Here is a 5,773-nt window from a genome sequence, read left to right as displayed (position 1 = left end):
GGCATATCAAGGGAAAAATCCGTCAGGCAAAGCAGCAGCTGAAAGGTCTCGCCGAGCTGGAGTCACAGATCGCCCGTATGGCCGAAATCAAGCTCGAAAAACAAGCGCGCAAGAAAGAGAGTCAACCCAAAAAACAGCGTGCCCCTGAACCCGAAATTAAAAAATCCAAGAAGGGTAAGTAGGGGACGCCCTTAACTTATAAACTTGACGGCTACAGATCGACCTGATACTGAACCCTGCATGCCTCGCCAATCACGCATAGACTGCCCCGGCGCTTTGCATCACATCATTGCCCGCGGAATCGAACGCCGAAAAATTTTTAATGACGACCAGGACCGCGAATCCTTCATTGATCGGTTGGGAACCATCCTGGAACAGACTGAGACCGAATGCTACGCTTGGGCCCTGATTCCCAATCACTTCCATTTGTTGCTGCGCACAGGCAGCGTTCCCGTTGCCACGGTGATGCGCCGACTGCTGACCGGTCATGCGGTCAGTTTCAATCGCCGGCACCGACGAAGCGGGCACCTGTTTCAGAACCGCTACAAATCCATCCTTTGCCAGGAAGACGCTTACATGATGGAGTTGGTGCGCTATATCAACCTGAATCCCTTAAGGGCAAAACTCGTTGCCGACATGAGTGCATTGGACAAGTACCCGTATTGCGGCCACGCTGTGGTTATGGGTTTTTACGATCAAGCTTGGCAAAACTCACACGTGGTGCTGCGGAATTTTGGGAAAAAGGCCGGCGCTGCGCGCAAACGCTACCGGTCATTTGTTGAAAAAGGCATCAAATATGGAAAACGAAACGATTTGACCGGCGGTGGATTGATCAGAAGTGCTGGCGGCTGGACCGCGGTGACGTCCCTGAGATCCGCCGATGCGCACGAAAAGAGCGATGAGCGGATCCTGGGCGATGGTGCATTTGTCGAACGGATTCTTTCAGAAAGCCAGGAGGCCTTGGATCGACGCTATTTTCTAATAGCCAAAGGGGTGACCGTATCTGATGTGGCCGATCATGTCGCGCAGGTACTTGGTATCACCTCGGAGCAGGTCTGGCAGCCCGGCAAGTTCAAACAGCAGGTTATTGCCCGAAGCCTGCTGTGTTATTGGTCTGTGCATGAACTGGGGGAGAGCATGACCGCCCTGGGCAAGCGTTTGGGCATCTCCACAGCTGCAGTCAGTAAATCCGTGCGACGGGGCGGCCAAATAGCGGACGCGGAGGAACTGAAGTTCAGAAATTAAGGGCGTCCCCATACCTCCTGAAGTTCAGAAATTAAGGGCGTCCCCATACCTCACATACCTCATACCTCCCATACATGTCGATGCAGAAAAAACGTCCTTTTCTGATTTCCCATAATAGGATTCAGCTTCCATGACAAAAATCTCTCATACGTTTACCCGCTGGTACGGCAAAACCTTTTTAGACCGTCCTGTTGCTGTTCTTTTTTGTTTAATCGTTATCATCGCTGTATTGGGATATAACGCCAAGGACTTCCGGATTGACGCATCGGCGGATGCCCTTTTACTTGAAAATGACAAGGACTTACGCTACGCCCGCCAGATCAGCGAACGGTATGGCGTGTATAATTTTTTGCTTATTTCCTATGCACCCAAAAATGATGACCTGCTTGAGCAGAATAACCTTGAAACAATAGGCCGTTTGCGAAAGGACCTTGCCGAACTGGATTGGGTGGATTCGGTTCTAACCATACTGGATGTTCCCCTGCTGGAAAGCCCGCCCGTTTCTTATGAGGACATCTCCAATGATCTTCCTAACCTGAAATCACCCACCATTGATAAAAACCTGGCCCGAATCGAACTGAAGGAAAGTCCTTTCTATCGGGATTTATTGGTCAGTCCAGATCTGCGTACCACGGCCCTTGTCGTCAATCTGAAATCCGACCCGATTTATAACGATTTAATTGCCAGGCGAAATGGCTATTTGGATCAAAAGAGCCAGAATCGTTTATCTCAAGAAGACGCCGCTCATCTCAACGCCGTTATAGATGAAATCCGTACCCGCCAAATCCAGATGAATGACATCCAGCATAAAAACATTGCAGCGATTCGGGCGATCATGGATCGTTACCGCCCGCAGGCCCAACTCTTTTTGGGCGGCATCAGCATGATCGCAGACGATATGATCACTTATATAAAAAATGACCTTAAAATGTTCGGAGTGGGGGTATTTTTACTTCTTGTTTTCATGCTGGGAATCATCTTTAAAAACTTTCGCTGGATTGTGATGCCCATGCTCTGTTGCTTCCTGTCCGTCATTTGCATGATGGGCGTTTTGGGCCTTTTCGACTGGGATGTGACGGTGATTTCCTCCAACTTTGTGTCCCTGCAGCTTATTATCACCCTATCCATTGTGGTTCATCTTGTGGTGCGATATCGCGAGTTTCAACGAACGCTTCCCCAGGCAGACCATCGCACACTTATCAAAGAGACCATCCGCACCAAGTTCGTCCCATGCCTTTATGCGGCGCTAACCACCATTGCTGGCTTCGGCTCCCTGTTGCTGTGCGACATCAAGCCCGTCATTCATTTCGGATGGATGATGAGCATCGGTATTCTAGTATCCCTGGGCCTGACGTTTTTATTGTTTCCCTCCGGCCTCATGCTACTCAAGCGGCCAGATCCGCCAACGGAACCCAAATATTTCAGATTTTCCCTAACCGGTTTTTTAGCTCGGTTCACCGAATCCCATGGGAAGACAATTTTAATTGTCACCGGCATTTGTTCGGTTTTAGCCGTGATGGGCGTCTACCGTCTACAAGTGGAAAACAGCTTTATCGATTATTTTAAAAAATCTACCGAAATCTATCAGGGCATGGCGGCCATTGATCAACAACTGGGCGGCACCACCCCGTTGGATGTAATCATCCAATTCGAATCCATTGACCTGGAAGCTGAATTCGCTAAGGAAGATGAGGAATTTTTCGACCCTTTTGACGATGCTACCCAAGAGGAAGATTACAATAAATACTGGTTCATGGATGATCGCATGGAAATGGTTGAGAAAGTTCATGATTATCTCGATGAGCTTCCAGAGACAGGCAAGGTGCTCTCTTTGGGAACGTTGCTGAAGATCGGGCGCAGACTCAACGATGGCCAGTCATTGGATAGCATCGAAATGGCGGTGCTTTACACCAAGGTGCCCGACGAGTACAAAGACCTTATATTGTTTCCGTTTGTTTCCTTTGAGAACAGTGAAGCTCGCTTTGCCCTACGAATAATTGATTCGATGAAATCGTTAAAGCGCAACGACTTACTCAAGAAAATAGATCATGATCTTGTTCACCAATTAAAAATAGAAAAGGACAAGGTGAAACTGTCAGGAACCATGGTGTTGTATAACAATATGCTGCAAAGCCTCTTCGCATCCCAAATCAAAACCTTGGGTTTTGTGGCGCTGGCATTGCTGGTGATGTTTCTTTTACTTTTTCGTTCGATAAAAGTGGCCTTGATCGCGCTTTTCCCTAATCTTTTTTCAGCCGGCGCAGTTCTGGGCGTGATGGGGTGGATGAACATTCCTTTGGACATGATGACTATTACCATTGCGGCCATCAGCATCGGTATTGCCGTGGACGACACCATTCATTATATTTACAGGTTCCGGAAGGAGATTATAACCGATGGTGATTACTATAAAACCCTCCACCGCTGTCATAACACCATCGGCCATGCCATGTATTACACCTCTGTGACTATCATTATCGGCTTTTCGATTTTGGTTCTCTCCAACTTCTGGCCCACTATTTACTTCGGGCTATTTACCAGCATGGCTATGTTGATCGCCCTCATTGCCGCTCTGACCTTGCTGCCGCAGCTTCTGGTTTTATTTAAACCATTTGGCCCGGATACCAGAAGCAGTGCTGAAATGGACATGGGCTAAGATAACCCTTAAGGGTAAAGAGGATCCGGGGTCGCAGTAACATACCGTAACTTTGCAAAAAGAGGCAAAAACGGTCCTGTATGGAGACCTTAATCGGAACAGGAGTCGGAAGGAAGATCCCCGTCCTCGGAATCGGCTACAATGGCCTTCATGCCTGTGCGGGGTTGGGCATCTGAGTAAAGATCCAAGGATGCAGGTCGGTCCAACCGATGCTTACGAATTATTTTCGATGATCGAGTCGGTCACCGCAATCGGCGTGTCGCTGTGCATGGATATGCCGTCGTAAGCCGGGTACCAGGAGCCACCGATATTGTTCGTTATTGTGGAGTCATCGATGATGATATCGCCCGTGTGGTCATTGGAAACAAAGAAGATGGCCGAGCCGAGCTCATTGACGTCGTTGTATTGGATGCGCGATCCGAGAACGGTCAGCGTCATCGTGTTGCCGTCATTATAGATGGCGCCGCCGCTGCCGCCACCCGGCGTACCGGATTGTGCCGGATTGGCGCCGTATCCAACGGCGCTGTTGTGGGAAAACAGGCTGTTGATGATGGTCCATGAGACACCGATGCTGCTGATGGCGCCACCGTTTGATCCAAGGTTTCCGTATCCTTCGGCACCGCCGAACGTGCTATTGACGACGAAGACGGGTAGGCCTTCGTATTGGCTGAACACCCGGATGGCCCCGCCGCCTACATCTGGGCCTTCATCGGCGCAGACATTGTTGAAAAAGCGGCAGCTGACGGCTTTGAATCGTCCCCCGCGCACCCATATGGCCCCGCCGCCGTCATATTCGGTTTCAGCGGTGGAATTGCCATTGGCAAAGGTGATGTTTTGCACTGTCAATCGCGGATGATCCTGGTTCTGGCAATGCGGGGTGGTCCAGACCTGATCCTGATCGCAGGTGTTCATGTACAAAATGCGGTTTAGTCCCCCCCCGCTGAGCGACACCAGGCCGCCGCCATCGATGACGATGTCGGGGTCGGCATCGTTGAACACTTTGGCCGGTCCTGGGAGCGTTATCATGATTGGATCAGGACCGCAGTCGAATACAATGGTTCCCCCCAGGGCGACGGCATCGATAAAGGCTTCTGCGCTGCAGCTCTCCGGCGTGCCGTTGCCGACAATCTGATCGGGGGATGTTACATCTTCGAGGTCCGCCTCGGCTGGTATCGATGCGGTACCGGCCGAATTGCCGGCAGGTGGGCCACCTTCCGGATTAACGATCGGGAAATGGCTGGTCTGACCGGAAGGCGCCTCCGTTCCTCCGCCGCCGGAGCCGCAGCCGGATATTAGAATCAAAATTGCTGCCATGCATAACGTGCAGAGTGGATGCAGGGTCCATCGTCTCAAAATGTTCTCCCTTGTGGATGGTCGTCGTCAGGCGGTGCTTTCTGGTCCCAATACTCAGCAAACAACAGGCCAAGGTGAACCGAAAATGCCAACGGGCGGAATTTTTTAAGTCTCATAGTGTTTAGGACCTACCCTGTAACGGAACAAAGAGAGAAAAAGACGTCAGGACAGATAACCCCAACGTTGCAAAAGCCGGAGGTATTAAGAGCCAAGGCGCCAAGGGTGCAGCCGTAGTAATTTACTGCAATCCCCTGGTAACGCCGGATCTGGATTCCTCCGGCTTTCCTGCAAGGGTACAAACATGAGAAAATTGTTTTTTCTGGAATTCACATTTGGTGAATTCTTGTGCGTGCAAAAACAGCCACTTTTTATCGAAGCTCCCAAAACTCAAAGCTGGGAGATGGGGGCACCCAATAAAGGACTGTTCAATTAACAAAACATCTTTCAATGCACATTGATAGAAAAATAAAAGATAAGCGTCATTAAATGGCAAAATGCTTTGTTGGTATTGACATCCAA

General features: G+C 50.0%; 5 protein-coding genes. 3 read left to right on the top strand and 2 right to left on the bottom strand.

All coding sequences use genetic code 11. From position 1 onward, the window contains the following. The 3 genes from QNK41_RS10745 to QNK41_RS10735 all read left to right on the top strand — a co-directional run. Positions 1-182: hypothetical protein (locus QNK41_RS10745; RefSeq protein ID WP_319256589.1), on the top strand; the 182-nt coding region annotated here is incomplete at its 5' end. A 58-nt stretch (positions 183-240) separates the two neighbouring features. After that, a complete protein-coding gene (locus tag QNK41_RS10740; RefSeq protein WP_319256587.1) occupies positions 241-1,245 on the top strand; it encodes a transposase in 1,005 nt (334 codons plus the stop codon). Positions 1,246-1,375: 130 nt separating this feature from the next. Continuing rightward, positions 1,376-3,901: an efflux RND transporter permease subunit gene (locus QNK41_RS10735; RefSeq protein WP_319256585.1), complete on the top strand. Its 2,526-nt coding sequence runs from the start codon at positions 1,376-1,378 to the stop codon at positions 3,899-3,901. 213 nt (positions 3,902-4,114) lie between these two features. Here the strand turns inward: QNK41_RS10735 and QNK41_RS10730 are convergent, their stop codons facing one another. Together QNK41_RS10730 and QNK41_RS10725 are read right to left on the bottom strand one after the other, a co-directional pair. Next, a complete protein-coding gene (locus QNK41_RS10730; RefSeq protein ID WP_319256583.1) occupies positions 4,115-5,215 on the bottom strand; it encodes a hypothetical protein in 1,101 nt (366 codons plus the stop codon). A 277-nt stretch (positions 5,216-5,492) separates the two neighbouring features. After that, the coding region (locus tag QNK41_RS10725; protein WP_319256581.1) for a hypothetical protein at positions 5,493-5,773 on the bottom strand (281 nt) is incomplete at its 5' end.

Origin of the sequence: Desulfosarcina sp. (assembly GCF_033791525.1) — a bacterium.
GTDB lineage: Bacteria > Desulfobacterota > Desulfobacteria > Desulfobacterales > Desulfosarcinaceae > Desulfosarcina.
The sequence above is the reverse complement of the archived record's forward strand: the minus strand, read 5'-3'. Positions and strand labels throughout refer to the sequence as shown.